Origin of the sequence: Deferrisoma camini S3R1, assembly GCF_000526155.1 — a bacterium.
Taxonomy (GTDB): Bacteria; Desulfobacterota; Deferrisomatia; order Deferrisomatales; family Deferrisomataceae; genus Deferrisoma; species Deferrisoma camini.
The window spans coordinates 3,409,964-3,435,638 of the sequence record NZ_JAFN01000001.1 but is presented as its reverse complement, the minus strand read 5'-3'; the positions used below and the strand labels follow the sequence as shown (position 1 = coordinate 3,435,638).

Below are 25,675 nucleotides of genomic sequence, written 5' to 3'. Positions count from 1 at the left end.
TTCCATCCATTCTGTAAGGTCGGCGGTCACACTGCGCTACAGACCGACACTTGGATCACGATAGGCGCTGATCACTCGCACAATCTCCACCGTGTCCCCTGTCAGCCGGTAAAACACGACATACCGCCCAACCGGGAAACTGCGGACCGCGGGCCCAAGCTCTGGTCGCTGACGCCCCATGGAGGGGAATTCGGAAATCTGCTCGAACCCGTTTTGCCTTTCGTTCCCGCGCCCGCCGTCGGATCCGATCGAAAAACTCGTCGTCCACCTCGCTCACCCGGCCCGTGTCCAGGTCCTCGAGTCCGAGCTTCACCTCGTGCCGGAGCTCCTCGAGCATCGCATGCCGAACCGTTTCGCGCTCCCGCAGGACACGCAGAGCCTCGCTCACGACCTCCGACTCGTTCAGGTAGAGACCTTCGGCCACCTTCTCCCGGACCCAACGTTCCACGGCCGGGGGCAAACGCACCTGCAACATGGCCCACCTCCTCAACTTGGGATCCGAACTTCCACCCCCAAGAACGTTGCGGGCTTTGCGAGCGTCGCGTGAACCCCCAAAATCATTCTCACGCCACGCTCGCCACGCCGCTACGTGAACACCACCTGGTTTCCCAGCGCGGTGGAGTCCCAAGGCTATTGCCGCATCCCACCCCGCCCGTCTGAACCCTGGCCTTGACTCGTGCCAACTCCCCGAACTCGGCCCGAAGCATCCCTGCCGCCCGCCGGGCGAGCGCAAGCGCCTCCTGCCGCCGAGTCTCCCGGGCACGCCTCCGCCGCTCGGCCCGTTCCTGCGCAGCCGCATGTCAGCGGGTCCTTTCTTCCATGCTGTACTCTCGCTCCATACCGCCTCTTTCTCTCGTGCCCCATCGCCTCACCCCCCTTGCCCCCCATAAGAGTCTGCTCCCGCAGACGGCTCCGGGCGCAAGCCCGGGCGGCCTTCACGGCCCTGCGGGCCGGTTCGCCACCGGGAGGTGGCTCCTACGGGGTACCTGCTTCCCGCCGAGCCCACCTTACCACCGCCCATCCCAGGCTTCCACGCAAGGCCGCGGGTGACAATTTTCGTCACCCCGACCTGACGAGCCTCGTCACCGAGGCCGCCGCGCTCTTCCGGCACGCCCGGGTGACCCCAACATATGGTATACCAAACCAAGTCGACCCACTAGACATGGACAACCTGTCGCGCATCGCGAAAAAACGGCCGTGGCACGGGCGTTGCTACTCAAGCGGGCGAAGGCAGCGGACGATGAGTAGCCCGAAGGCTTTCTGGAGAACACGAACCCACGGATGGGGGGAAGGAGGTAGGGACCCGAGGATGACACCGCCCGAAACGTAGCACCCCAAGCGGGGGCCTTCGGCTCCCGGCGAACGCAGACCCGGCACCATCAGAAACCCAACCCACAACGCAGGAGGACAAATCATGATCCGCAGAATCCGCACCAAGATGAAGGACCGCAAGGGCTTCACCCTGATCGAGCTCATGATCGTCGTGGCCATCCTCGGCATCCTGGCCGCCGTGGCGATCCCGCAGTACCTGAACTACATCGCGCGATCGAAGGAGAACACGGCCAAGGCGAACTACGACACGGCCGTGAGCCTGGTAAAGAGCGAGTTCGCGAAGGCCGCGGCCGGCGAGACGGCGGATAGCGACGTGGTTACGACTCTGAACGCCGGCGATAAGAAGAACCCCTTCAACGCGTCGCAGCCTGCGTTCAAAGAGGGCACCGACCCCGCGCAGGGACAGGTGGCCATCAGCAACACGGAACTCAACACGCTGTACAGCGGCCCGACCAACGCCGTCGTGTACGGCAACTGGAACGGGACCGCAACAAGCACGACGATCGTGCCCGAGTGATACTTAATAGAGGCCGGGCCCGAACCGGGCCCGGCCTCTATCTTCGGGAGACAACAAGGATCTCGCCATGGACCGGCGGAGCGGCTTTACGCTGATCGAACTCTTGATCGTCGTGGCCATTCTCGGGATTCTCGCCGCCGTGGCCACACCGCAATACTTACGCTACATTGCCAGAGCGAAAGAAAACGTGCTCCACAACAATTTCATCACCGCCGTAGGGCTAGTGCGGAACGAGATCAGCAAGCGGAACGCCGGGGAGACGACATTTCTGGACACGCCCGACGATCTCGTGGCCGCACTCAACAGCGGAGGAAAACGAAGCGTCTACGATGGCACGTCGCCGGCCTTCGCCACTTCGGGCACCAAGCCGGGCACGGTGGTGATCACGAAGGACACCAGCGCCTCGCCGCCGACCTATCAGATCACGGCATACGACAAGTCCGGTTCACCAATGTCCGGGAATACGATAACGATCATCCTGGAGTAGCAACGATGAAAGCGCGGGGTTTCACCCTCGTCGAACTCATGATCGTGGTGGCCATCTTGGGGATTCTCGCGGCCGTGGCCGTACCCATGTATCGGGGGTACGTGTCCAACGCCAAACGGTCGGAGGCCAAGGCGAACCTCGAAACGATTCGGTTGCTGGAAGAGCAATACTACGCTGACCACAAAACCTATGTAACCGGAAGCGACACGGTGACCCTGATTGCAAATCTGCCCGGGTTCGAACCCGGCGACGCAGCCGACCTCTACTACGACTACAAGGTCGAAGCCGGCTCCACCGGCGACATCGCGACATCATTCAAGGCCACCGCTACCCCCAAATCCGGCGCCCCATCGGGAACGTTTACGATCGACGAGAAGAACAACAAGACGGGGCCGTGGTGATCGAAAGCTCTCCCCTCGCGCTTTCGGAAACGTCAAGCGAGGTCGCCCCGCGGAACCACCGCCGCGCTTCCGCACTGCCCGCCCTGTTGACAGCCCTTCTCGCGTTCGTCGTTTTCCTTTGCCTTCCCATCACGGCTGGCGACACCGATCTTTGGTACCATCTGAATGGCGGCCGCTACATTTTCGAGCACGTGTCCCTTCCCCAAGACAGTTTTTTCAGCTTTGTAGATCCCCCTCGGCCCTGGGTGGATTACTACTGGGGTTTTCAAACGCTCGTGTACCTGATCCATTCCGCCGCCGGCTACCCCGGACTGGTCGTTCTCCGTGCGGTTCTGTTCGCCGGCGTGGTATTCCTGGCCGCACGGTTCGCGACAGCGTCCGGTCGGGGCGGGTTGCTCGGGCCGTCGTTCGCCACGCTTTGCGTTCTGCTTTTTTTCAGCAGCCGCTATTCTCTGGTGCGGCCCCACACGTTTTCGTATCTTTTCGCCATTCTGACTATTTGGATTCTCGAGAGGCGCCGCACCTGGCTCCCGCTCCTCCCGCTGCTCGCCGTGGCGTGGTGCAACATACACGGCGTGACGTACCCAGTCCTGCTGCTCATTCTCGGCGCGTACCTGGCCGAGGACCTCTTGCTCCGCACCCGTGGCAGCCCGGCCCTGTCCGGCGTTAGCTTGGCCACTCTCGCCCTCGCTTTGCTCGCGCCGTTGGCCACGCCCTACGGGTGGCGTTTACTGCCGGTGCCGTTCACTGACACGAGCTTTGCCCGACAGTACATCTCGGAACTCCGGCCCACGGACTTTCTCGACCTCCTCACCGGAGGCCTGCGGGGCATCCGGCTCCAGGGAAACGCCGCCTGGGGGGCTCTGGCCGTCGGGGCCCTGACCGGAGTTTTGGCCCAGGTTCGGAAGCGACGACTTCGCCTGGCCCACGGCCTTCTCCTGGCCGGGGCCTGCGCCCTGCTTCCGCGTTCCATCCGGTTCGCCTACGAGTTCGCGATTCTCACGATGCCCCTGTCCCTCGGGCCCCACGGAGTCCCGCGAATCGTATCGTGGGTCAGCCGATCCGTGACCGCGAGGGTGCTGTTGGCATCCCTGGTCCTCGCGAACCTTTGGTGGTTCGGCGTCGACAATGTTCGGAACCGCGATGCCTGGCCGTTTTCCCCCAAAAACCTCCCCGTGGGGGTGTGCGAATTCCTGAACACGCAGGCAGAGGGAGGGCGGGTGCTGAACGCGCCGAACAACGGGGGGTATTACCAGTGGGCGCTGGGAGACCGGTTCAAAATCTTCATGGACATGGAGATTCCGTTTCTCTTCTGGGACGAGGACATGTTCGTGGCGACCAACATGTTCTCGGACGAGAACATCTTCTCTCAGACCGTCAGAAGATACGCTCCGGACTTCGTGGCTGTGCCGCTCAGCACGGGCGAAGTTCCGCCGCCCCTCGCCAAGCGCACCGACGAGTATGCCCTCGTATTTTTCGACGACACGGCGGCGCTGTACGCCAGGCGCGACCGAGACGCCCCACTGGTGGAGCGCTTCGAGATCCACCAACTCGACCCTTACACGCTCGCCGGAAAGACCCTGGAAGAACTGCTCGGCGGTGCCGGGCAGGACACAACGCGGCTCGCCGAAGAACTCCGGCGCCTTCTTTCAGTGTATCCCGCCCATGGGCTCGCGAACCAGCTCGCCGCCATGCTGGCGCTGAAGGCTGACCAGCCGGAAAAAGCGTTGGAGCACGCGGAGCGCATCGTCCGTTGGTTCCCTGCCTCACCACGGGGGTACAAGCTCAAGGGGGACGCATTGCGCGCCCTGGGGCGCCTCGACGACGCCCTGGATGCCTACGGAGAGGCGATACAGCACTCGGCCGGGCCGGTCGCCCGGGCGGCGCAGTACGCCATGGGCTTGATCTACGCCCAGAAAGAAAATGCCGAACGCGCGTATGAGATGTTCAAGGCTGCCGTGCGCCCCTTCGACAGCCGTACGACGCACGAGGAACTCTACTACCTAGGCTCGGCTGCGTTTCTCGTGGAGCGCCCCGGCGAGGCCCTCTGGTACTACCGCATGGCCCGGCTCAAGGTGCCGTCCGAGGACAAGGCGTGGGCTCACCGGATGGAGAAGCACATCCAGATCGTGCAGGGGCTCCTAGGGGAGGCGCGGCCCAACGGCGATGGGAGGGTTGTGGAGTCACAGTAAAGCCGCCCGCCCCTCCCGCCGATAAGTGGGACCACGAGCCGAATTGCACCCGCCGGGCAACCACATGGGGGCGTCCGGCGACCGCAAGGAGCGGAACCATGCACTCGGAATCCCGTGAACCCCTACTTTCGATCGTGATCCCCTGCTACAACGAGGAAGCCACGCTCGCGACGTGCGTGAAGAAAGTGCTGGAGCTCGAGCACCAACACGGCGTCGACCTCGAGATCATCATCGTGGACGACGCGTCGACCGACGGGAGCCTTAAGGTGGCGGAAGCACTGGCTCGCAAGTATCCGCAGATCCGCGTGCTTCGCCACAAGCGCAACCAAGGCAAAGGAGCCGCCCTGCGCACCGGCTTCCGGCACGTGACGGGCCGGTTCGTCGCGGTCCAGGACGCGGATCTAGAATACAACCCCCTGGAACTCGCGGATCTGCTAGAGCCCCTGTTGTCGGGCGTGGCCGACGTGGTGTACGGCTCGCGATTCCTGAGCGGCCGGCCGCACCGCGTGCTCTACTTCTGGCATTCGACGGGGAATGCCTTCCTCACATTCGTGTCCAACATGTTCACGGACCTCAACCTTACCGACATGGAAACCTGCTACAAGGTGTTCCGTCGGGAGATCATCCAATCGATCGAGATCGAGGAGAACCGCTTCGGGTTCGAGCCCGAGATCACGGCCAAACTCGCCCAGATGGGCGCCCGGATCTACGAGATGGGCATCTCGTACCACGGCCGAACGTACGAGGAGGGGAAAAAGATCGGCTGGAAAGACGGGGTGCGCGCGCTCTACTGCATTTTCAAGTACAACGCCCCCCACCTGCCGCTGCCGATGCAGTTTCTGATCTACCTCTTCATCGGCGGGTTTTCCGCCTTGATCAACGTGGTCACGTTCGCCGGGCTGAACGCGGCCGGACTGGATCTGGCCCCGGCGGTGTTGACCGCATTCTTCCTCGCAGCCGCTGTGAACTACCTGCTGTGCATCGCTTTCCTGTTCCGCCACAAGGCCAGGTGGAGCTCGGCGATGGAAGTTCTGGTATATCTCGGCGTGGTGGCCGGGGGAGCCGTGTTCGATTTGGCCGTGACTCGCGGACTCGCCGCCATCGGCATCGGGGCGGTCGCGGCGAAGAGCCTCGCCGCGGCGGCGGGGTTGGTCTACAACTTCCTCGCCCGCAAGTACGTCGTGTTCCCGGAGAAAACGGCTGCGAACCGCCCGACCGTGTCAACCGCGGGGTCCGGGCTTGCGACAGGAAACGACTTGCCTGGTTCCGGGCAACGGGAACTCCAAGCGGCCCACGAGCGGTGAACCCCACCTCACCGGGCCGGCGACTCTCTCCCGCAGCCCGCCGGGTCATCGAGCAGCCGCAAGTTGGCCCGAGCGGCTGAAAGCTCAGGATCCATGGCGAGCGCGCGGAGGAGAGCCTCCCTTGCCTCTTCACATCTGCCGAGCCGAAGCAGGGCAAGCCCCAGATTTGCCTCGGTCTCCGGGTCCGACGATGGGTGACCACCCGTCTGCTGCAGCACCTCCAGCGCCTCTTCGTTCCGGTTCTGGAGAAGCAGCGCGGCACCCAGGTCTCTGAGCACCGCGGCGACGGGCACATCGTCCCCCCTCAGGGCTTTGCGCAAGAACGCCTCGGCCTCCGCAGGGGCTCGCTCTGCCAATAGAATGTGCCCCATAAGGAAATTGCCTTCCCCGTGCCGGGGATCGTCCTGGAGCACCCTAGCGCACGCTTCCCTGGCCTCCGTATACCGCCCCTGTTTCGCGAGCACCCGCGCTTTCGTCAGCAGCGCCCCTGCCGGGTCGCGGCCACAGGCTTCCAGGGCCTGGGCATGGGCTAACGCGGCGTCGAACCTCCCCACGGCGGACCACGCGACGGCCAGGTTTCGTCGGGGCGCTGTAAGACACGGATCGATTTCCAGAGCCCTCCCGAAGTACAAAACGGCGGTTTTCAACAATCCCTCTCTCGCCGCCGCCAAGCCAGCCGCGTTCAGCGCCAGGGCGTCCTCCGGGTACAACCGAGCCGCCCGCTCAAAAAAGCGCCCCGGCCGGCCCCAGTACCAGGTCTGCGCCCACGTCATCGCCATGAGCAGGGCCACGGCCCCGCCCCATGCCACCCCTTTGAGTCGCCGGTCCGACAAGAACCGCCCGCCCCCCACCACGATCGCCGGGAAAAGGCCGGCCAAAGCCAGATACTGGAAACGATCGGCGGCAAAAGGCCACGTTCCTCCCCGCTCCAAACCAAGCCCGGGAACAAGCATAAGGACGTACCATGCAATCCCCGCCGCCGCGTGGGGGAACCGACGCCGGAGCCCCCATGCCGTCAACACCAGGCACGCGAGCACTCCCGCCCCGGCCACTGCCGCACCCCAGAGATGCCTCGGAGGCGGGTACCAGTAGTTCAGCGCGGCGGGAACCAGCACCCTACCCAGCCATGCGCCCCAGGCGGCGAAGGACTCCAAAAGGCGTTGTCCCCACGGTACGAAGTCGGCCCCCAACCGCATTCCAGTCGCCTCCATGCCAGCCAGCGTCACTGCCGACAATGCGGCGCCAATCCCCAGCATCAATGCCGTCTCCGCCGCACGCCACTTGACTCTCGTCTTTGGCCTTCCCCAGCCGATGACCCACAGGTCGAGCGCCAGCAGGACCAGAGGCAGAGGCCCGGCGGCGGGCTTCGCGCCCATCGCCAGGACGAACAACACCGCAACCATCCCAAAACGCGCCACGGGGGAACGAGAAGCCCGCAGATCTACATGCGCCGAAACGGCGAGAAAGGCGAAGAAAGCGCACAACAGGGTTTTTCGCTCGGCCACCCACGCCACGCTCTCCACCTGTAGGGGGTGCACCAGGAAAAGCACCGCACCCGCGACGGCCCCGGTACCCCCGACCCCGAGGCTTCTCCAGATTCGGTACACGAGAAAGGTGTTCAACCCGTGCAACACCGCGTTGATCAGGTGCGCACTTGCGGGATTGAGACCGAACAGATCCACCTCCGCCATGAAGGACAACCACGTGACCGGGTGCCAATACATCACCTCAGTATTCGTGAGCGCCCAGCACACGCTGGCCCAACTCAGCCCGCTGAGAACCCTCGGATTGTCCGAGAGATAATGGCTGTCATCCATGCCGAGAAACGCAAACCCAGCCACCCTGCCGAAAAGAAGCAGCGCGCATCCTACGAAGGCGAACAGCAAAACCACGCAAACGAAACGGCGGTTCCCTAGCACGCTCACCTCCACAGGATTACATTGTGCCGCCAACGTCCGCAGCCTCGATCGGGGTGCCCGGCGTCCGGCCCGGCCCCGCAAGCGCCCCTCCGAAGCTGGCATCGTCTCTGCCGTCCCCTCCCACACCACCCGGCATGCGGGGCCACACCGGGCGATTCGAAAGGTTGACGTCACAATGCCAGTTGGGGCAGTCCCATCCCGGCAAAGAATGGGCCCTTGCCCCTGGCCCCCGGCGCCCGGATGGAGCTTGGTTTGAACCCAACTTGGAATGGGATGGCCACGGAAGCGCGGGGCGCCCAGAACGATCTGCAGTGGTCCCTCGGGCGACGCGCGTGCCCCCGGCGAGTTCGTGCTCCAGCCCCGGTCACTGGAACGCCGTGTCCACTCCCGAGCGAACCTTCACCTTCGTTTGTACCGGGGGCCCTTCTGGGAGAAAGCCGAGAGGAACCGAGGCATCCAGGTCAAGAACAACCGCCAGGCGAAGGTAACTGCAAACAAGCGGGACGAGAAGAACGTTCTTCGGGTCCGCCCCCCTCTCCCGCACCCAGGCTTTCGCCTTCTCCGCCCATTCAGGAGCCCTCTCGCGCCACGCATGCAGGGTGAGAGGATATTCCCGGATGATACCGATGTTTTGGTCCGTCAGCCGCTCCATCAAGTCGCCCCGCAGGAACACCGGCCGGCCGGTTTGGAGGGCGGTCTTCCGGATGCGCTGGCGCTCGGCCTCGTCCGGGGGCATGCGGATCACGGCGTAGACCGGGGTGGTGTCCGCGTCCTCCAGGAGCTTCTCGGCCTGGTCGCCGGCCAGGGGCAGAAGATCGGCGCTCGCCGAGTAGAACGCGCCGTCGGCGAACACCACGAGGGCCGTGCGCTGGGCGGCCACGGTCCACAGGCCCCACCCGAAGGCCACGGCCTGCAGGGTGGCGATCACCGAGTAGTCGAACAGGAGGGCTTTTCGGCTCTTGCGGGGGTTGTACACGATGAGGGTGAGCAAGGGACCCAGCACCAGGTCCACGCCCACGATGAGCCGCAGGCCCTGCCAGCCGCCGTCCGCCACGAAGTACGGCATGGGAAACCAGTGGCGGACGAACAGCCACAGGAGCACCGCCATGGCCGCGGCGCTGATCGAAAGGTGGGCGCCGAACGCCCGCAGCTTCGATTTCGCCAGTGGTGTCATCGCGGAAACCCTCCGTGCGGTCGGTGGTTCCGTGCACATCCAGGACCAGGATTTCTTATCGGCGCGGCGGAGTCACGGATAAGGGTTGCCCGCGGGATGGGCAAGGGAGATCAAGGGCGGGCATCCGACCGGGCGCCACCCTTTCCTGACCCGCCAAACCGATTGCGGAAGCAATACCCGAGTGCTACTTTTGCCGTACGTTCGAGTCCCGAGTTGGGAGACCGCGATGGAAACGACAAAGCTCACCGTGCGACTGCCGCGTGAGGAGGTCGAGTTCGCAAAGCGCTATGCCCGGGAGCACGGCATGACCGTGACGGCCCTCATCGACCGGTATTTCTCCCGACTGAGAACCGGGCAGTGGGGTCCCGTGCACCCGGAGGTGGAACGCATTTCCGGACTGGTTCCGGAGCATGTGGACGCCCGGGAACTGCACCGGGCGCATCTGCTGGACAAGCACCGGTGACCTCCGCCCTCATCGACCTGAACGTCGTCCTCGATGTCGTTCAAAACCGCCACCCCCACGATGGACCCGTTCGGCCCGCTGGTACATGGGATGGGCCAGGCCCGTCGGACCCTCTAGAAACCTTGAAGGGCCCGGGAGACGGGCGCCTCCCCGGGCGGGGACGACGCTCGAATCGCTCAGCAAGCCCCATCTGGCCGTTCGACCACCCACCAAGCGATCCGGTCTCCGTGTCCTCTGTGCCCTCCGTGGTTCCCGTGCCTGAACAAACCTCCCGGCTCCGAAACCGCGGCGAGGCGCGGGTCCGGGTATTTTGTCTTTCTAGAAGACAAAACCAATGGTAGATTTGTCTTCCACGAAGACAATATCCAGAGAGGCGCCATGGAACCCCTTCTCGAACGCCTGGTGGCGGAGTTCCACGAACGGGAACTCCCCCAACCGACGCCCCGAAACGTGCGGCTCCCGTGGCTGCCCGGGAAGGCCGACGCCGTGGTGGGCATGCGGCGGTCCGGCAAGACCTGGTTTCTGTACCGGGTGGTCCAGGACCGTGTGGCCGCCGGCGTTCCCAAGGAACATCACCTCTACATGAACTTCGAGGACGACCGCCTCGCCGGCGTGACGGCCGAGCACCTGGACCTCCTGCTCCAGGTGTACTACCGCCGCGTGCCCGAAGCCCGGGAGGCCGGGGCCACGATCCTGCTCGACGAGGTCCAGAACGTGCCGGGCTGGGAGCGGTTCGTGCGACGGGTGCTCGACACCGAACGGGTCCACGTGTGCCTGACCGGTTCGTCCGCCGCCCTGCTCGCCCGCGAGGTCGCCACCGCGATGCGGGGCCGTTCGATCGCGACGGAGATGTTCCCGTTCGACTTCGGCGAGTTCCTGGCCCACCGCGGGTTCGTAAGGCCGGAGCATTCCCCGGCCGGCACGACCCGGTCCTTTCTGGAAGCGCGACTCGGCGAGTTTCTGACCCAAGGGGGGTTCCCGGAGGTGCAGGGTGTGGACCCGTGGATTCGGCAGCGCATCCTGCAGGATTACGTGGACGTGGTGGTGCTCCGCGACGTGGCGGAACGCCACGGCATCACCAACGTGCCCGCCCTCCGGTATGTGGTGAGGCAGATCCTACACGCGCCCGGCGGCATGTTTTCCGTAAACAAGCTGCACAACGACCTCAAGTCGCAGGGGCTCACCGCAGGCCGCCCCCTGGTCCACCAGATGATCGAAGCCCTGGAGGACGCATACCTGCTGTTCCGACTGCCCCTGGCCGACCGCTCGCTGAGGCGCCGGCAGGTCAACCCCCCCAAGATGTACCCGGTGGACCCCGGTCTGGCGTACTGCATGAGCCCGGCCGTGACCCCCGAATGGGGGCGGTTGCTCGAGACCGCCGTGTTTCTCTGGCTCCGCCGGCGGGGCTGGGACCTCGGATACCACCGGACCCGCTCGGGACGCGAGGTGGACTTCCTCGCCACCTCGCCGCAGGGGTCCAGGTGGCTGATTCAGGTCTGCGCCGACCTCCGGGGGGAGGCAACTCGCAGGCGGGAGCTCCGCGCCCTGGACGAGGCGATGGCCGAAACGGGGCTCTCCCAGGCCGCCGTCATAACGCTGTACGAAGAGGACCTGCTGGATTTGGGGGGCAAAGCCCTTCCGGTGATCCCCGCGTGGCGCTGGTTCCTGTGGCCCCCGGAGGGAGCGGTCGCATCCCCCGGGCCGTTCGGCCCGTAGGCCCGCGGTGGCCCCCTTGCGGGGGGCCGCCGCGCGGTCAGATGGGGCGTTGAAACCCGCACGAGCCCAGCCCGCCGGCACCCGCAACAAGCCCCCCGGACAGACGCTATGCCCCGCATCCCCGAGAAGTTCCTTGCAGGCTCATCAGGGTTGGCCTCTACTCCGTCGCCAACCGGACGAAGTTCAGGCGCCCGGCCACCTGCCGCACGAGTCGCTGGTCGGCGGTCCAGAACTCGGCCCCCGAGCGTCGGGCCACCGCCAGGTAGTGAGCATCATAGGTCCCAGAGAGTCCCAAATCTCGCCAGCAGGGCGGCTTCGGAGTGCGGGGCCCCATCCTCCACCACGCGAACGCCCAATGCCAGTGCCATGTCCAGCGCCTGCTGGGTCTCCTCAGGCGAAAGCCACCCCGCCAGTTCGTATCGGTATAGCGCGTTCGTGACCTCGTACCAGAGAAGCGAGGGGGGCCACCAAGATCCGCCCCTGCTCTTCCCACTCTTGCCACCTGTGGTGCACAGTCTCGCTGCCCGCAGAAGGTACCAACAGACGCACCACCACACTGGCATCAACGCACAGGGGCGAGATCACGATCCCTCTCCTCCCGGATGCTCCGCATCACCTCCTCGGGGGGCGGCACCAATGCCCCACCCCGGCGGGCAAGGATTTGGGCGCGAAGGGCAGCAGCCCGCTCCAGCGGGGTCGGAGATGCCCTTTGTGCTCTCCCGGCGAGGCGTTCGTACGTTTCAGCGGACAGGAGAACCGCCTCCGTTTGACCCGCCCGTTGAACGATCACGACCCCGCCGTGCGCCCGCACGTGCCGCATCCACTTGCCGAAATGCACCCTGGCCTCGGTGGCACCGATCACCCGTTCCATGCACGCCTCCTTTGACCCATCGATCCATTAATGGGTGGATACCCTCGTCTTACCCCCTTGTCAGGCACCCCGGCCACGGCTCCCCCAGATCGCCCCTCTATCAGCCCATCTGGATCGCAAATTGGTGTGACTTCGCGTCCTTTGCTCCTGCTTCGGCTCGGTGCTATGAATGTCCCTATCCTCCCCAACTCTCCCCGAAGGAACCGACATGCGCGAGACGATTCGGGCGTTTGCCCGGGAACTGGGCGCGGACGACGTGGGATTTGCGGCGGCCGGAGCCTATCGGAGCCCCCGATCTCCCGGCCTGGACTCGATCCTTCCCGGGGCCCAGACCCTGGTGGTGTTGGCATACCGGGAGCTGTCGAGCTGCGAGAGCCCCAACCCTCAGATCGCCATGGCCGGTCGGCTGGAGGTGATGGAGTTCGCCCGGTCGTGCAACTACCGGCTGGCCCGACACCTGGAGTCGGCCTGCGGAGCCCGGGCCGTCACGGTGCCGCCGTCGTACCCCCTGGAGATGAGCGCAGAGACCAAGGGGGCGGTGGGGGACGTGTCGCTCCGCCACGCCGCGGTGGCCGCCGGGCTGGGGGCCTTCGGCCGTCACAACCTGGTGATCCACCCCCGGATGGGCACCCGGGTGGTGTTCACGGCCGTGCTCACCGACCTGGCCCTGCCGGGGGATCGGCCAGTGGACGACACCCTGTGCACCGGGTGCAATCGGTGCGTGGAGGCGTGTCCGGGAAATGCCCTCGCCCAGGAGGGCAGGACCGATCTCATGGCCTGCATCCGAAACTCCCAGCCCTACGGCATCGGCGCGGCCATCTCGTTCTGGGGCCGGTACGGGGCCGCAGATCCGAAGGACCGCAAGGCCATGGTTCGCGATCCCCACTTCTGGCGTCTGTACCAGGCCGGGTCGATCGGGTTCCAGTACTTCTGCTTCCGGTGCATGGCCGTGTGCCCCGCGTGCCGGGGCCGCGCCTGAGAATCTATCGCCGGTCTTCCCGGGAGGCCGGAGTCGGCTCCTCCCACGCCCGCAGCACCTCCATGGCCGCGACCACCTCGCGGAACCGCTCGGGATCGCCTCCGAGGTCCGGATGGTGCTGCCGCGCCAACAACCGAAAGCGACGGCGAATCTCGCCACCAGAAGCCCCGGGCCCCAGGCCCAGGACCCTGAGGGCGTCCTCCCTACGCATGTGGATCCGGAACCGGCGCCAGAACCACCGCAGCATCTCGCGCACGTCGTCGGCCCGGGTGCGGACCAGGTGGCCCAGGTCCAGGTAGTAGGCGGCCAGGGGGTCGGGGGCGGCGGGAAGGCGCCGCGGGTTCGGGGCCGGCCCTTGCAAAGGAAGGAGCCGGATTCGGAGCACGTGGATCTCGAGGCTGCCCCGGCCGTTGCGCTCCAGGGCCTGCCGGAGGCGGTACAGGTGGTGAAACAACAAAAAGTGCACCCGAAACAGCTCGAGCTCACCGAGCCCCCGCAGGGGCCCGTCGCCCCGCAGCCGCTCCAGGAGCTCGTACTCCCGAAGCCCTGCCGGGTGTCGGCGCAGCACGGCGTACAGGCGCCGCAGCTCGGGATCCAGGGAACGGAGAAACGCGCGGTCCATGGCAGCCGAGGGTACCATCCCGGACGCCCCCGCCCCAAACCGCCCCCCTCTCCATGAGCGGCCCCCTCCTCTCGGTGGTGATTCCCACCCGCAACGAGGCCACCACCCTGCCCGGCCTGCTGCGGGACCTGGCCCGGCAACAGGGGACGGAGTTCGAGGTCGTGGTGGTCGACGGCGGCAGCGGGGACGGCACGCCAGAGGTGCCCGGCAGGCTCGCCCTGCCGTTCCCGTGTCGGGTGGTCCGGTCGGCGCCGGGCCGGGGCCGCCAGCTGAACGCCGGCGCCCGGGCGGCATGGGGGCCGGACCTCCTGTTCCTCCACGCCGACACCCGGCTCCCCCACCCCGGGCTCCTGGTCCGGGCGGCCCGGCACATGGCCAGCGAACGGGAGCGGCTGGGGCACGACCGGGTGGCCGGCCACTTCGGGCTCCGGTTCCGTCGGGCGAGCCCCGGACGGGACGCCGCGTTCTACTTCTACGAGGCAAAGACCCGCACCAACCGGCCCGGCACCGTCCACGGAGACCAGGGGATCTGGATCTCCCGATCGTTCCTCGACTCTCTCGGCGGGTTCGACGAAACCCTTCCGTTCCTGGAGGACGAGGACCTGGCCCGGCGGGTGTTCCAAACCGGGGTGTGGACCCTGCTGCCCGGCACGGTGGTCACCTCGGCCCGCCGGTTCGAGGTCGAGGGGATGGGGCCCCGCCAGGCTCTGAACGCCCTGATCCTGGCCGCCCACGACCTGGGCTGGCACGAGTTCCTCGCCGAGGCCCCGGCCCTGTACCGGGAGCAAGCCCGGGCGGACCACCTGGATCTGGTGCCGTTCCTGCGGCTCCTGCAAGCCCACGGCAGCCGGGGCGGGTTCCTCGGCCTGCTCCGACGGTGGATGGAGACCGGCGGGTTCGTGGCCCGCAACGCATGGCAGCTCGCCTTTGCCTGGGACTGCCGCCGGAACCGGCGCCGAGGCATCCCGCCGGGCGACGGGCCCACCCCTTGGACCGACCGGTTCGAGCGGTGGGGCTCCCGATGGGTGGAGAGCGGGCCCGGCGTGGTGGGGGCGGCGATGCTCACCGCCGCCGCCTTCTACGGGCTCTGGGCGGCAGCCGCTCTGCGTCGGACGACGGCAAAAAAATGGCCCCTGAGTCGTTGACAGCGTTTGAATCCTCGGGTACTGTGACCGCACAAACGGTCAGGGACCCGCCTCAGCCCGTCCTGGCCCGCACAGAGAGCGGATCGAAACGGAGAGGCCCCGGCCCCTCCGTTTTTCTGTTGGCGCCCCTTGCGCCGCGAACGATTGGGCGCGCTGGGCAGAAGCAGTACCGGATGCGGTTCCTCCCTCCGGGCGTTGTTTCTCCCACGCAGTTTTCACCACGGGTGCCCCGGGCACCCAAACGCCTTGTAAGGAGGCAGGAACATGGCAGTCGGTACGGTAAAGTGGTTCAACGACCAGAAGGGGTACGGGTTCATCGCCCAGGAAGACGGCCCGGACGTGTTCGTCCACTTCAGCGCGATCCAGATGCAGGGTTTCAAGACCCTGCAGGAAGGGCAGCAGGTGGAGTTCGAGGTGGTCGACGGCCAGAAGGGCCCCCAGGCCGCCAACGTCCGTCCGGTCTGATCCTTCCGAGCCCGCAAACAACGTGCAGGACGAGGGAGCGAGCCCCGGGGCTCGCTCCTTTTACGTGGAGTCATGGCGTTCGCAGACCACGACGAATACCGCACCCCGCCCGACCGGCGCCCCGGTCTGGTGCCCCGCCTGTGCCCGTGGCCCGAGCTCCCGTTCTACGCCCGGGTGCTGTGGATCGTGGGACGGTCGCGCTTGGAGGTGGCCCGGGGCGTCTACGACGGGGCCCACTGGGCCAAGTCCAGCGAGGACATCGTGCGGGCCCTGGAGTGGGTGGGAGTGAAGCTCACCATCGAGGGCATGGACGTGCTCCGGCGGTTCGAGGGGCCGGCCGTGTTCGTGGGAAACCACATGAGCACCCTGGAGACGTTCGTGCTGCCGGCCGTGATCCAACCGGTGAAACCGGCGACCTTCGTGGTGAAGGAGTCGCTGCTCGCCTATCCGTGGTTCGGTCCGATCCTCGGCAGCCGCGACCCGATCGCGGTGGGCCGCCGGAGCCCTCGGGAGGACTTCACCAAGGTACTCCGGGAAGGGACCGACCGGATCGGACGGGGCATGTCGGTGATCGTGTTTCCCCAAACCACCCGCTCGGACGAGCTGCGCCTCGACCGGTTCAACTCCATCGGGGCCAAGCTGGCCGCCCGGGCCGGGGTGCCGCTGGTGCCGGTGGCCCTTCGGACCGACGCCTGGGGCAACGGCCGGCGGCTCAAGGATTTCGGGCCGGTGCGGCCGGACCGGCCGGTGCGGTTCCGGTTCGGTCCTCCGATCGTGCCGGAGCGCCGGGGCTTGGCCGCCCAGGAGGCTTGCGTGGCGTTCCTGCGGGACACGCTGAAGGAATGGGGGGTCCGGGTGGTGGAAGGGGCAGAGGACTACTTCTCAAGGACCAGCAGCCCGGCCTCGGGATCCAGGGTGTAGCGGAACCGTTCGAGGAAGCTCAGTCCCAGGATGCCGTCCAACCCGGGAACGGGATCGGCGTCCACCACGGCAACGGCCACGTCCCGCGCCCGCGCCCTACCCACGTCGACCCGCCGGGCCTCACCCAGGGACGCCTCGATCTCCCCATTGGCGGTGACCAGCCGCACCCGCTTCCCGCCGACCCGCCCCCGGATCTTGGCCTTTCGGGCGACCTCCTTGGACACCACGCAGTAGGTGGCCCCGGTGTCCACCAGAAAACGGCCGGTGAACCGCCGGTTCACCGTGACTTGGGCCACCAGCGCTCCCCCGTGGTTCTCCAGGGGCACCCGGACCCCGGCCTCCCCCGCAGCGGCCGGCAGGAGGAGGGCAAGCAGCATCACCGCACGAAACCATCTCATCGGGGGCTTCCATGTAACTTCGGTCGCCGGTCTACGGTCTACGGTCGTCGGTCTGGGGCCTTCGGCCCGCTAGGCGGCTGGGCAGCTAGGCGGCCAGGCGGCTCTCGAACCGCGCCGAAGCCTGGGGGGCATGGGGCCTGTTGGAGCGCTGGGTGGGAACCGGTCTCAGAACAGGTAGGGGTTTTCGTCCCAGAACGCATCGCGGAGCCGCCAAGCGTAGGCCGTGGCCACCGCCATGGCCAGGGCCGACACGGCCAGCACCGACACCAGCGAGCCGGTGGCGTCCTCGAACCCGAACGCAAGGGCCAGCTCGTCCATGGGCCAGGCCCACAGCCCGACCGCCACGCTGGCCAGCTGCACGGCGTTGTACACGAGGAGGATCCACCAGGTGAGGCGCTGGGCCTTGAGCACCCCCACGACGATGTGGATCAGGACCAGGCAGTCCAGCACCACCGCGATCCGCGCGGCCGTCCCTTCGAACACCCAGGCGAAGAACGGATAGGGCGAGCCGTTGGCCGCGGCCGTGGAGACCAGGAGGAGGAAGTAGTAGAACAGCAGGGCGAAGCTCGCCGGGCGGCGCCCGGTGCCGCTCATAACGCTCCCCGACCGAGGTCCCGGAGCACCGGCAGGAGCAGACGAAGGGCCCGCCCCCGGTGGCTCACCCGGTTCTTCGTGTCCGGATCGAGCTCCGCAGCGGTCCGCTCCAGGTCCCCCACCAGGAACAGGGGATCGTACCCGAACCCCCCCTCGCCCCGGGGCCGATCGAGGATGCGCCCTTCCACCCGTCCCTCGGCCGCCACCTCGCCCAGGCCAGGGACCGCCAGCACCAAGGCGCACACGAACGCGGCCGTGCGCCGCTCGGCCGGCACTCCCGCCAGCTCCGCCAGGAGCTTGCGGTTGTTGTCCGAGTCCGTGGCGTCGGGTCCGGCGTAGCGGGCCGAGCGCACCCCCGGCGCCCCACCCAGGGCGTCCACCACCAGGCCGGAGTCGTCCGCGAGCACCGGCCCGCCCAGGCTCCGGGCGAGGGGCCAGGCCTTGGCACGGGCGTTGTCCAGGAACGTGTCGCCGTCCTCCCGGATCTCCGGCCGGTCCGCCAGATCCGCCAGGCCCAGCACCTCGAACCCCAGGGGCTCGAGCATCCGCCGGAACTCCCGGAGCTTGCCGACGTTGGCCGTGGCCACAACCAGATTCACCGCCCGCCCTCCAACGCCTCCCGCTGCAGGGCCAGCAGCCGTTCGATCCCCTTCCAGGCCAGGTCCAGCAGCTCCAGGAGCCGGTCCCGGGGGAACGGCCGCTCCTCGCCCGTGGCCTGGACCTCCACCAGCTCCCCCCGGCCCGTCATCACCACGTTCATGTCCAGGTCGGCCGACGAGTCCTCCCGGTAGTCCAGGTCCAGCAGAGGCCTGCCCCCCACCACGCCCACGCTCACGGCGGCCACGGCGTCGGTCAGGGGGATCCGGCTCACCACGTTGCGTTCCACCAGGGTCTGGAGCGCGTCCGCCAGGGCGACGTAGGCCCCGGTGATCGAGGCGGTGCGGGTGCCGCCGTCGGCCTGGAGCACGTCGCAGTCCACCCACACGGTTCGCTCCCCCATGGAGTCCAGGTCGGTCACCGCCCGGAGCGAGCGGCCGATGAGGCGCTGGATCTCCAGGGTCCGCCCCCCCTGCCGGCCCCGGCTCGCCTCCCGGGGGGTTCGGGTCTCGGTGGCCCGGGGAAGCATGCCGTACTCGGCCGTGACCCACCCCCGGCCCGAGCCCTTGAGGAATGCGGGCACCCCGTCCTCCACGCTGGCCGCGCACAGCACCCGGGTGTGCCCCATCTCGATCAGGGCGCTCCCCTCGGCGTATCGGAGCACCCCCTTTTGGATCCGGACCGGCCGCAGCTCGTCGGCCGCCCTTCCGTCATGGCGCATCGGATCGTCCTTCGCAGAAATTTCGGTCGTCGGTCTACGGTCAACGGTCGTCGGTCTGGGGGGACTTCCAGCCGGTCACATCGGCCACGGCCGCGGCCAGGGCCCGGGACAGGGCCTCGGCGCCGGCCGGAGAACGCCACCACTCGGCCTCGTCGGGCCACGCCAGGGATCCCAGCTCCACCAGGGCCGCGGGACAGGTCACCGCCTCCAGGGCCGGATGGGGCAGGATCCCCTCCCCCCGGTCGAAGGTGGACGCCACCTCCCCCAACCGCCGCCGAACGGCCTCGGCCCAGGCTCGACTCTGCTTCCACACCCGGGCCTGGCCCGCCTCCCAACGCTGCGGCTCGAGGCCCGACGGGGGCGGCGGAGCGACGAACACCTCGAACCCCCGGGCCTGGACCCGGGGCTCGCCGGAGAAATGGAGGGCCAGGTACAGGTCGGCCTCTCGATAATTGGCGAACGCGGCCCGCAACGGCTCCGACAGCGCCTGGTCCCGATCCCGGGTCAGGAACACCACGATCCCCCGGGCCTCGAGCCTCTTCGCCACGGCCTCGGCCACGGCGAGGGCGGCGTCCTTCTCGGCGCGGCCTCGGCCGTGCGCGCCCGGATCGGACCCGCCGTGGCCGGGGTCGAGCACGAGCCGCGGCGGGGTACGTTGGATGGCCGGCGCGGGGATGCTATCCTCGCACCGCGCCGTCCGGGCCGATACCGGAAGGAGCAGGAACGACAGCCAGATCAGGATGAGGCCGAGGGGGCGGTCCATGGCGTGTCGGAAGGGTCCCGGGCGGAAGGTGCCGGCATGCTAGCCCACCGGCCCGAGGGGTGTCAACGCGGCTGCCCCCCTCGGGAGTCCAGCCGAAACCGGAGGTTCGCCAAGTGAACGATTTCTCACACCCCCAGGCCCACGGGTCCTCCTCCTTCAGGCCCCGCCCTCCGGCAGGCGCAGCGCCCCGGAAGCCTGCCGCCAGCCGGGTGTTTCTCGCCGCCGCCCTGATCCTGCTGGCCGGGATGGTCCTCGCCGGCCCGTCGGCCGCCGCGGCCCCGGCAGAACCGGATCCCCTGGTGGCCGAGGCCCTGGCCACCGGCAGGCCCGTGCTGGGGGAGTTCGTGTCGGAGACCTGCCCGGCCTGCGACCAGCTGCGTCCGGCCCTCGAACAGGTGTTGTCGCGCCACCCCCACATCGTCCATCGGGTGCACGACGCCGACAAGGAGCCCGAGTTGGCCAAGAAGTACGGGGTCAAGTGCGTGCCGGTCATCGTGATCATCGGCCCCGACGGGCGGGTCCGGTTCAACCAGGTGGGGTTCTGGACCGAGGAGGAGCTGGAACAGGTGCTGCGCGACGCCGGCGTGGCCGAGGCCCCGTAGCCCGGTTGACACCCCGCCCTGCGGTGCCTAGGTTTGGGCGCCGTGTGGGGGGCGCCTACGAGACCCTTCGAACGCATTGCCCCGAGAAGTGGGGGGCCGGGCGATGCCTTCGTTGGGATCCGTACCTTTGCGGAGGAGAGGTTCCGTCCGATGGCGACCAAACGGGACTACTACGAGATCCTCGGGGTGGACCGCAAGGCCTCGACCGAGGAGATCAAGAAGGCCTACCGAAAACTGGCCCGCAAGTACCACCCCGACGTGAACCCGGGGAACAAGGAAGCGGAGGAGCGATTCAAGGAGATCTCCGAGGCCTACGACGTGCTCTCCGACCCCGAGAAACGCGCCCAGTACGACGCCGTGGGCCATGCCGCGTTCGGGGCGGGCTCAGGCGGGGCCCAGGGGCCCCGATGGGAGGAGTTCCGCACGGGCGGCGGTTTCAGCGGGTTCGACTTCTCGGATCTGTTCGCGGACCTGTTCGGCGAGGCCCCTGGGTTTCGGCCGAGCGGCCCCCGCAAGGGGGCCGACCTCGAGTACGACATGACCGTGGCGTTCCGGGAGGCCGTGCGGGGCACCGAGAAGGAGATCTCGTTCCAGCGCCAGGCGCCGTGTGCGGCCTGCGGCGGAACCGGGGTCGGCACGGGCGGGGGCGGGGGGCCCTGCCCCCGGTGCGGCGGCAGGGGAAAAGTGCGGGCCTCCCGGGGCGTGGTGACGGTGCAGCAAACCTGCCCCGCGTGCCGCGGCACGGGCCGGGCCCCCGGCCCGACCTGCGACCGCTGCGGCGGCCGCGGGGCCGTGCCCAAAGCCGAGCGGATCCGGGTACGCATCCCGGCCGGCGTCACCGACGGCTCCCGCGTGCGGGTGGCCGGGAAAGGGGAGGCCGGCGTCGACGGAGGCCCACCGGGCGACCTGTATATCCGGGTCCACGTGGCGCCGGACCCCCAGTTCCGGCGCGAAGGGAACGACCTGGTGACCCGGGTGAAGGTGGGCGTGCTCGACGCCATCCTGGGGGGCACCGTGGAGGTGCCCACCCTGGACGGGCCGGTGCGCATGAAGGTGCCCCCTGGCACCCAGAACGGCCAGCGGTTTCGGCTGCGGGGCAAGGGCGTTCCAGGCCGGGGCGATCTGTACGCCGAGGTACAGGTGGAGATCCCCCGCCGGCTCGACCCCGACGTGAAAAAGACCCTGGAAGGCCTGCGGGGCCGGATGTGAGCACCGAGGGGAGCCAGTCATGGACAAGGCCGTGAAGCTGTACCGACTCCGGGAGCTCGTGGAGGCCACCGGCGTGAGCGCCTCGACCCTGCGGGTCTACCGGGAGGCGGGCCTGATCGAACCCGCGGCGCGGGAGGGCCGGAGGTATCTCTACGACGAGGAGACCGTCGAGACCGTGCAGCGAATCCGGCGCCTGCGCCGGGACCTGGGGGTCAATCTGGCGGGCATCCAGGTGATCCTCGAGATGCGGCGCACCATCGAGGAGCTCCAGGAGCACCTGGACGAGGTGGTGCGGTTCGTCCGGGAGGAGCTGCGCGCCGAGATGGAGCGATACCTCCGCCAGCAGGAGAAGGCCGTGGTCCCCAAGGCGTTCTCCCGCCCCCCCACCAAGCCGGCGGGCTGACCGGGGTGACCGCGGGGGGCTGGGGTGCTGCGGCCGCGGGATCCTCGCATCCTTCCCCTGGTTCCCCTGCTGGCCCTGGCCGGGGGCGTATGGTTCCCCCATCACCCCGGATGGGCCGCGGCCGCAGCGCTCTCGGCCGGCGTGGGAGCCTGGTTCCAGGCCCCGACCAAGATCACCCGCCTCATCGCGTTCGTTGGGCTGCTGGCCCTGGCCGCCGCAGGGTATGCCGCAGCCACCCGTCCCCTTCCCCTTCACCCCTCCGTGGGCACCCGAGGCCGGTTCTACGGGCTCGTGGCGGCCGACCCCCGGCCCACCCCGCAGGGATGGTCGGTGTTGGTGGATCTCGGAGCCGCGGCCCCGAGCCCGCCGGGGCCCTGGAGGCCCGCGTGGGGCCGGATCCGGCTCTCGGTGACCGGAAGTCCAGACCCTCCCCCTTCCCGGGGGGCTGCCTGCTGGTTCCGGGCGGAGCTTCGTCCGCCGCTGGCGTTTCGGAACCCGGGGACCGAGGGGTACGCCTCGTACCTGCGGCGCAAGGGGGTAGCGGCCCGGGCGGGGGCCCGCTGGCCGGGCGAGGTGGTGTTCCGGCCGGAAGGCGCGGCCTGGCCCGGCTGGCGTCGGGAGGTCGCCGGCGCCATCGAGCGCGCGGCGCCCGGCCCGGGCGGGTCGGTGCTCCGGGCCGTCACCCTGGGCGACCGGTCCGGATTGTCCCCCCGGTTGCGCGGCGTTCTGCGGCGGACCGGGGTGTCGCACCTGGTGGCGGTGTCCGGGCTCCACCTGGGCATCGTGGCCCTGCTGATCGTGCCCGCGGCCCGGTGGGCCCTTCTGCGGTGGGCACCCCACTGGTTCGTGGGCCGGCCGGCCGCCCCCTGGGCCCACGCCGCAGCCGTCCCCGTCCTGATCGGCTACGCGGCCCTCTCGGGCTGGCAGGTGAGCACGGTCCGGGCCCTGGTCATGGTCACCCTGGCCCTGGTGTCCGCGGCCCTGGCCCGGCCCCGCTCGGTGCCGTCGGTGCTCGCGGCCACGGCCCTGGCGCTGGGGGTGATCTGGCCGCCGGTGCTGGAGGACCCGGCGCTGCACCTTTCCCTGGCGGCCCTGGCCGGGTTGTTCTGGCTGGCGCCGGGGCTGGAGGCCCGCTTCTTGCCCTGCCGGCCCGCATGGGAGACCCGCTTGCTCCGCCGCCGGGGCCTCTCCCGGGCGGCGGCGACCGGCGGCAGGGCGGTGGTGCGGATCTCCTGCGCCTCGGCCGGAGCGACCCTGGCCACCCTGCCGATCTCCCTGTTCCACTTCGGCTCGGCGCCCTTGGCCGGGATCCTCACGAACCTGGTGTCGGTCCCCCTGGTGGGCTGGCTGTGCCTCCCCCTGGGGCTGGCAGGGATCCTCGCGTACGAACCCCTGCCCGGGGCGGCGCGGCTCCTGTGGGCCGTGGCCGGGACCGTTCTCGACCGGTGGGCCGCGGCCATGACGGCCTTGGAGCCCTGGGCCCTCTCGGTTCGCCTGCCCGCCCTGGAAACCCCTCTGGGGCTGGCGGCCGGACTGACCGGGCTCGTGGCCTTGGGGCTGTGGGTGTGGCGCCGGCCCGGCGGGGGGCGGTGGGCGGCGGGGGCCGCGGGCCTCGCCCTCCTTGCCCTGGCGTTGCCAGGAATCCGGACCACCCTGGACCACCGCCTGCGGTTGTGGGCGTTCGACGTGGGCCAGGGCCAGGCCCTGGCGCTCCGGCTGCCCGACGGCGGCTGGGTCGCCGTGGACGGCGGGGGCTTCCCCCAGAGCCCGTTCGACCCCGGGGCCAGGATCCTCGTGCCGGCCTTGGAAGCACTGGGATGCCGGGGCCTGGACCTGGTCATCTCGACCCACCCCCATCCGGACCACGTTGGAGGGCTCCCAACCGTGGTCCGGTGGGGCCGCCCCCGCGAGGTCTGGCTCCCGGCCGGGTTCCGGGGCGACCCCCGGTACCGGGAACTGCTGGCCGCCGGCCGCCAGGTGGGGGCCCGGGTGCGATGGATCGGCCGGGCCGCCGAAGAACGGACCTTGGGCGGGGCACGAGTCCTGACGTGGTGCGGCCCCGGGCCGGGGGAGAACGACCGGAGCCTCCTTATGCGGTGGGAGGCCTGGGGCCGGGCCGTGCTCCTGCCCGCCGACCTGGAGACCAAGGGCCAGGCCGCGGCGCTCGCGAGCGGCGTCCCCTTGGAGGCCGAGACGCTGGTGGCCCCCCACCACGGTGCGGCCGACGCCTGGTATCCGCCGTTCTTCCGGGCCGTGGCGCCCCGGTGGGTGCTGGTATCCGCCGGCGGCAGGCGGGGGCTGCCGTCCGAACGCTTCGTGCGGGGTGCCGAAGGGTTCGGGGTCTCGGTTTTCGGCACCTACGACCTGGGGTGTGTGCGCCTGGATCTCGGCCCGACCGGATCCCGCGCCGGGCCGGCGCGTTGACACCCCTGGGGGCTTTTGCTAGCTTTCAAAATCCCTTTGGTTCAGGGCCGTCCATGCATCCTGCCTCTGTAATCGTCGTCGACGACGACGTGTTCTTCCGCTCGTTCTGCTCCGACGTGCTTCGGCAGGAAGGGTTGCGCGTGCGCACCGCGTCCACCGGGACGGAGGCCCTCGCCCGGCTGGAGGAGGATCCACCGGACCTGGTGCTCGCCGACATCTACATGCCCGAGATGACGGGGCTGGAGCTGCTCCAGGCCGTGAAGGCGAGGCGCCCCTCGGTGGACGTGCTGATCATGACCGGGTACGCCTCCATCGACACCGCGGTCCGGGCGCTCAAGCACGGCGCCGCAGACTATCTGCGCAAGCCGTTCGCGGCCGAGGAGCTGGCCGCGGTGGTGCGCGCCACCCTGGAGCAGCGCCAGCTGGTCCGGGAGCACTCCCGGCTGAAGCGCCAGCTGGAGCTCTACGAGCTGGCTCGGTCGTTCCTGGGCTCGGACGAGCCGGACCGGGTGGTGGCCCTGGGACTCGAGGCCGTGGCCCGGGCCACCCGAAGCGAGCTGGGGATGGTGCTGCGCCACGGGCCGGGGGCGGGACCGCTGGGCGTTGCGGCGCGGTTCGGCCTGGGCCAGGACCAGGCCGAGGCCCTGCGGGACGCCTTGGTGCTGCGGGCCGAGAGGTACCTGCGGGGGCTCGAGGCGCCCCGGGTGCTCGGCCGGGCCCGGCTGCTGCGGGTTCTGGCGGGCTGCCCCGGCGTGCCCGAGGCCCGGGAGCTGCTGCTCCTGCCCCTGCGCCTCCGGGGCGGCCTCGACGGCGTGGTGGCGTTGGCCCGGGGCTCGGGCGGGGAGCGCTTCTCCCAGGAGGACACGGAAAACGCCTTCTTCCTGAGCCAGCAGATGGAGCTGGCCCTGGACGCTGCCGAGAGGTTCCGCGAGGCGCGACAACTGGCGTTCGTGGACCCCCTGACCGACCTCTACAACGCCCGTTACCTGGAGAGGGTCCTCGACGACGCGATCCGCGAGTCGGAGCGGTCGGGGCTGCCGTTCAGCCTGCTGTTCCTGGACCTGGACCGGTTCAAGGAGATCAACGACGCCCACGGCCATCTGACCGGGGGGAAGGTTCTGATCGAGGTGAGCCGACTGCTCCAAGCCAACGTGAGGGAGAACGACACCCTCATCCGGTACGGGGGGGACGAGTTCGTGGCCCTGCTGCCGGGGGCCGACACCGCCGCGGCCGTGGAGGTGGCCGAGCGAATCCGCCAAGCGATCCGTTCCCACCGGTTCCTCGGCCGGGAGGGCCGGTCCATCCATCTCACCGCCTCGGTGGGGGTGGCCACCTACCCCCGGGACGCCTCGTCCCGCGAAGAGCTCGTGGACAAAGCCGACCGGGCCATGTACCGGAACAAGGAGGCCTCGCGCGACGCCGTGTACGAGGCCCGACTTCTCTGACGGACGACCCC

General features: G+C 68.8%; 26 protein-coding genes and 1 pseudogene. 16 read left to right on the top strand and 11 right to left on the bottom strand.

Annotated features, from left to right (window positions below; translation table 11 throughout):
- Nucleotides 1-36: 36 nt before the first annotated feature.
- Both DEFCA_RS24720 and DEFCA_RS24715 read right to left on the bottom strand, forming a co-directional pair.
- Nucleotides 37-249 carry a type II toxin-antitoxin system RelE/ParE family toxin gene (locus tag DEFCA_RS24720; protein WP_407919191.1) on the bottom strand — a complete coding sequence of 71 codons (213 nt, stop codon included), beginning with the start codon at nucleotides 247-249 and terminating at the stop codon, nucleotides 37-39.
- A gap of 40 nt (nucleotides 250-289) precedes the next feature.
- Nucleotides 290-475, bottom strand: a pseudogene (locus DEFCA_RS24715) (type II toxin-antitoxin system ParD family antitoxin); the annotation flags it as partial.
- 963 nt (nucleotides 476-1,438) lie between these two features.
- Here DEFCA_RS24715 and DEFCA_RS24360 point away from each other — a divergent pair.
- The 5 genes from DEFCA_RS24360 (at nucleotide 1,439) to DEFCA_RS21685 (ending at nucleotide 6,233) form a co-directional block, all read left to right on the top strand.
- A complete protein-coding gene (locus DEFCA_RS24360) occupies nucleotides 1,439-1,849 on the top strand; it encodes a prepilin-type N-terminal cleavage/methylation domain-containing protein (protein ID WP_025323857.1) in 411 nt (136 codons plus the stop codon).
- Between the two features lie 67 nt (nucleotides 1,850-1,916).
- A complete protein-coding gene (locus DEFCA_RS24355) occupies nucleotides 1,917-2,336 on the top strand; it encodes a type IV pilin protein (RefSeq protein WP_025323856.1) in 420 nt (139 codons plus the stop codon).
- A gap of 5 nt (nucleotides 2,337-2,341) precedes the next feature.
- Entirely contained in the window at nucleotides 2,342-2,737 is a 396-nt protein-coding gene (locus tag DEFCA_RS0115145) for a type IV pilin protein (RefSeq protein ID WP_025323855.1), read from the top strand.
- Nucleotides 2,731-4,929 (top strand): tetratricopeptide repeat protein, encoded by a 2,199-nt coding sequence (locus DEFCA_RS0115140; RefSeq protein ID WP_025323854.1) that lies wholly within the window; start codon nucleotides 2,731-2,733, stop codon nucleotides 4,927-4,929. The genes DEFCA_RS0115145 and DEFCA_RS0115140 overlap by 7 nt, the downstream gene beginning before the upstream one ends.
- A gap of 98 nt (nucleotides 4,930-5,027) precedes the next feature.
- Nucleotides 5,028-6,233: a bifunctional glycosyltransferase family 2/GtrA family protein gene (locus DEFCA_RS21685; protein ID WP_025323853.1), complete on the top strand. Its 1,206-nt coding sequence runs from the start codon at nucleotides 5,028-5,030 to the stop codon at nucleotides 6,231-6,233.
- 8 nt (nucleotides 6,234-6,241) lie between these two features.
- On the opposite strand, the gene DEFCA_RS0115130 is transcribed toward DEFCA_RS21685, so the two are convergent.
- A complete protein-coding gene (locus DEFCA_RS0115130) occupies nucleotides 6,242-8,152 on the bottom strand; it encodes a tetratricopeptide repeat protein (RefSeq protein ID WP_169709604.1) in 1,911 nt (636 codons plus the stop codon).
- A gap of 364 nt (nucleotides 8,153-8,516) precedes the next feature.
- Entirely contained in the window at nucleotides 8,517-9,326 is an 810-nt protein-coding gene (locus tag DEFCA_RS20935; RefSeq protein ID WP_025323851.1) for a hypothetical protein, read from the bottom strand.
- A 226-nt stretch (nucleotides 9,327-9,552) separates the two neighbouring features.
- Here DEFCA_RS20935 and DEFCA_RS0115120 point away from each other — a divergent pair, with 226 nt between their 5' ends.
- Both DEFCA_RS0115120 and DEFCA_RS0115115 read left to right on the top strand, forming a co-directional pair.
- Nucleotides 9,553-9,789, top strand: coding sequence for a DUF6364 family protein (locus DEFCA_RS0115120; protein ID WP_025323850.1), 237 nt, complete (start codon nucleotides 9,553-9,555; stop codon nucleotides 9,787-9,789).
- Between the two features lie 378 nt (nucleotides 9,790-10,167).
- Nucleotides 10,168-11,505 carry an ATP-binding protein gene (locus tag DEFCA_RS0115115; RefSeq protein WP_025323849.1) on the top strand — a complete coding sequence of 446 codons (1,338 nt, stop codon included), beginning with the start codon at nucleotides 10,168-10,170 and terminating at the stop codon, nucleotides 11,503-11,505.
- Between the two features lie 562 nt (nucleotides 11,506-12,067).
- On the opposite strand, the gene DEFCA_RS0115110 is transcribed toward DEFCA_RS0115115, so the two are convergent.
- Nucleotides 12,068-12,376, bottom strand: coding sequence for a type II toxin-antitoxin system Phd/YefM family antitoxin (locus DEFCA_RS0115110; RefSeq protein WP_025323848.1), 309 nt, complete (start codon nucleotides 12,374-12,376; stop codon nucleotides 12,068-12,070).
- A 208-nt stretch (nucleotides 12,377-12,584) separates the two neighbouring features.
- Between DEFCA_RS0115110 and DEFCA_RS0115105 the strand changes: the two genes are divergently transcribed.
- Nucleotides 12,585-13,355, top strand: coding sequence for a 4Fe-4S binding protein (locus DEFCA_RS0115105; protein ID WP_025323847.1), 771 nt, complete (start codon nucleotides 12,585-12,587; stop codon nucleotides 13,353-13,355).
- Between the two features lie 4 nt (nucleotides 13,356-13,359).
- Here the strand turns inward: DEFCA_RS0115105 and DEFCA_RS0115100 are convergent, their stop codons facing one another.
- Complete coding sequence (locus tag DEFCA_RS0115100; RefSeq protein WP_025323846.1) at nucleotides 13,360-13,995, bottom strand: DNA-J related domain-containing protein; 636 nt, start codon at nucleotides 13,993-13,995, stop codon at nucleotides 13,360-13,362.
- 35 nt (nucleotides 13,996-14,030) lie between these two features.
- Between DEFCA_RS0115100 and DEFCA_RS0115095 the strand changes: the two genes are divergently transcribed.
- The 3 genes from DEFCA_RS0115095 to DEFCA_RS0115085 all read left to right on the top strand — a co-directional run bounded on the left by DEFCA_RS0115095 (nucleotide 14,031) and on the right by DEFCA_RS0115085 (nucleotide 16,508).
- Nucleotides 14,031-15,122 (top strand): glycosyltransferase, encoded by a 1,092-nt coding sequence (locus DEFCA_RS0115095; RefSeq protein ID WP_025323845.1) that lies wholly within the window; start codon nucleotides 14,031-14,033, stop codon nucleotides 15,120-15,122.
- A 264-nt stretch (nucleotides 15,123-15,386) separates the two neighbouring features.
- Nucleotides 15,387-15,587 (top strand): cold-shock protein, encoded by a 201-nt coding sequence (locus DEFCA_RS0115090; RefSeq protein WP_025323844.1) that lies wholly within the window; start codon nucleotides 15,387-15,389, stop codon nucleotides 15,585-15,587.
- Nucleotides 15,588-15,659: 72 nt separating this feature from the next.
- Nucleotides 15,660-16,508 carry a lysophospholipid acyltransferase family protein gene (locus tag DEFCA_RS0115085; protein WP_025323843.1) on the top strand — a complete coding sequence of 283 codons (849 nt, stop codon included), beginning with the start codon at nucleotides 15,660-15,662 and terminating at the stop codon, nucleotides 16,506-16,508.
- Here the strand turns inward: DEFCA_RS0115085 and DEFCA_RS0115080 are convergent.
- From DEFCA_RS0115080 to DEFCA_RS20930, 5 genes are all read right to left on the bottom strand, one after another.
- A complete protein-coding gene (locus tag DEFCA_RS0115080; RefSeq protein WP_025323842.1) occupies nucleotides 16,463-16,906 on the bottom strand; it encodes a retropepsin-like aspartic protease family protein in 444 nt (147 codons plus the stop codon). The two genes, DEFCA_RS0115085 and DEFCA_RS0115080, sit on opposite strands and share 46 nt — an antisense overlap.
- 165 nt (nucleotides 16,907-17,071) lie before the next feature.
- Complete coding sequence (locus tag DEFCA_RS0115075; protein WP_025323841.1) at nucleotides 17,072-17,500, bottom strand: hypothetical protein; 429 nt, start codon at nucleotides 17,498-17,500, stop codon at nucleotides 17,072-17,074.
- Nucleotides 17,497-18,099: an XTP/dITP diphosphatase gene (locus DEFCA_RS0115070; protein WP_025323840.1), complete on the bottom strand. Its 603-nt coding sequence runs from the start codon at nucleotides 18,097-18,099 to the stop codon at nucleotides 17,497-17,499. Before DEFCA_RS0115070 ends, DEFCA_RS0115075 begins: the two co-directional genes overlap by 4 nt.
- Nucleotides 18,096-18,818, bottom strand: a complete 723-nt coding sequence (gene rph / locus DEFCA_RS0115065; protein ID WP_025323839.1) for a ribonuclease PH — start codon at nucleotides 18,816-18,818, stop codon at nucleotides 18,096-18,098. The genes DEFCA_RS0115070 and rph overlap by 4 nt, the downstream gene beginning before the upstream one ends.
- 40 nt (nucleotides 18,819-18,858) lie before the next feature.
- Complete coding sequence (locus DEFCA_RS20930; RefSeq protein ID WP_025323838.1) at nucleotides 18,859-19,581, bottom strand: N-acetylmuramoyl-L-alanine amidase family protein; 723 nt, start codon at nucleotides 19,579-19,581, stop codon at nucleotides 18,859-18,861.
- Between the two features lie 209 nt (nucleotides 19,582-19,790).
- On the opposite strand from DEFCA_RS20930, the gene DEFCA_RS0115055 reads away from it, so the two are divergent.
- From DEFCA_RS0115055 to DEFCA_RS0115035, 5 genes are all read left to right on the top strand, one after another.
- On the top strand, nucleotides 19,791-20,183 hold the full coding sequence (locus DEFCA_RS0115055; protein ID WP_025323837.1) for a thioredoxin family protein: 393 nt from the start codon (nucleotides 19,791-19,793) through the stop codon (nucleotides 20,181-20,183).
- A 150-nt stretch (nucleotides 20,184-20,333) separates the two neighbouring features.
- Nucleotides 20,334-21,392: a molecular chaperone DnaJ gene (gene dnaJ / locus DEFCA_RS0115050; RefSeq protein WP_025323836.1), complete on the top strand. Its 1,059-nt coding sequence runs from the start codon at nucleotides 20,334-20,336 to the stop codon at nucleotides 21,390-21,392.
- Between the two features lie 19 nt (nucleotides 21,393-21,411).
- A complete protein-coding gene (locus DEFCA_RS0115045) occupies nucleotides 21,412-21,795 on the top strand; it encodes a MerR family transcriptional regulator (RefSeq protein WP_025323835.1) in 384 nt (127 codons plus the stop codon).
- Nucleotides 21,796-21,819: 24 nt separating this feature from the next.
- A complete protein-coding gene (locus DEFCA_RS0115040; RefSeq protein ID WP_025323834.1) occupies nucleotides 21,820-24,219 on the top strand; it encodes a ComEC/Rec2 family competence protein in 2,400 nt (799 codons plus the stop codon).
- A gap of 53 nt (nucleotides 24,220-24,272) precedes the next feature.
- Nucleotides 24,273-25,664 carry a GGDEF domain-containing response regulator gene (locus DEFCA_RS0115035; RefSeq protein ID WP_029734173.1) on the top strand — a complete coding sequence of 464 codons (1,392 nt, stop codon included), beginning with the start codon at nucleotides 24,273-24,275 and terminating at the stop codon, nucleotides 25,662-25,664.
- Nucleotides 25,665-25,675: the final 11 nt, after the last annotated feature.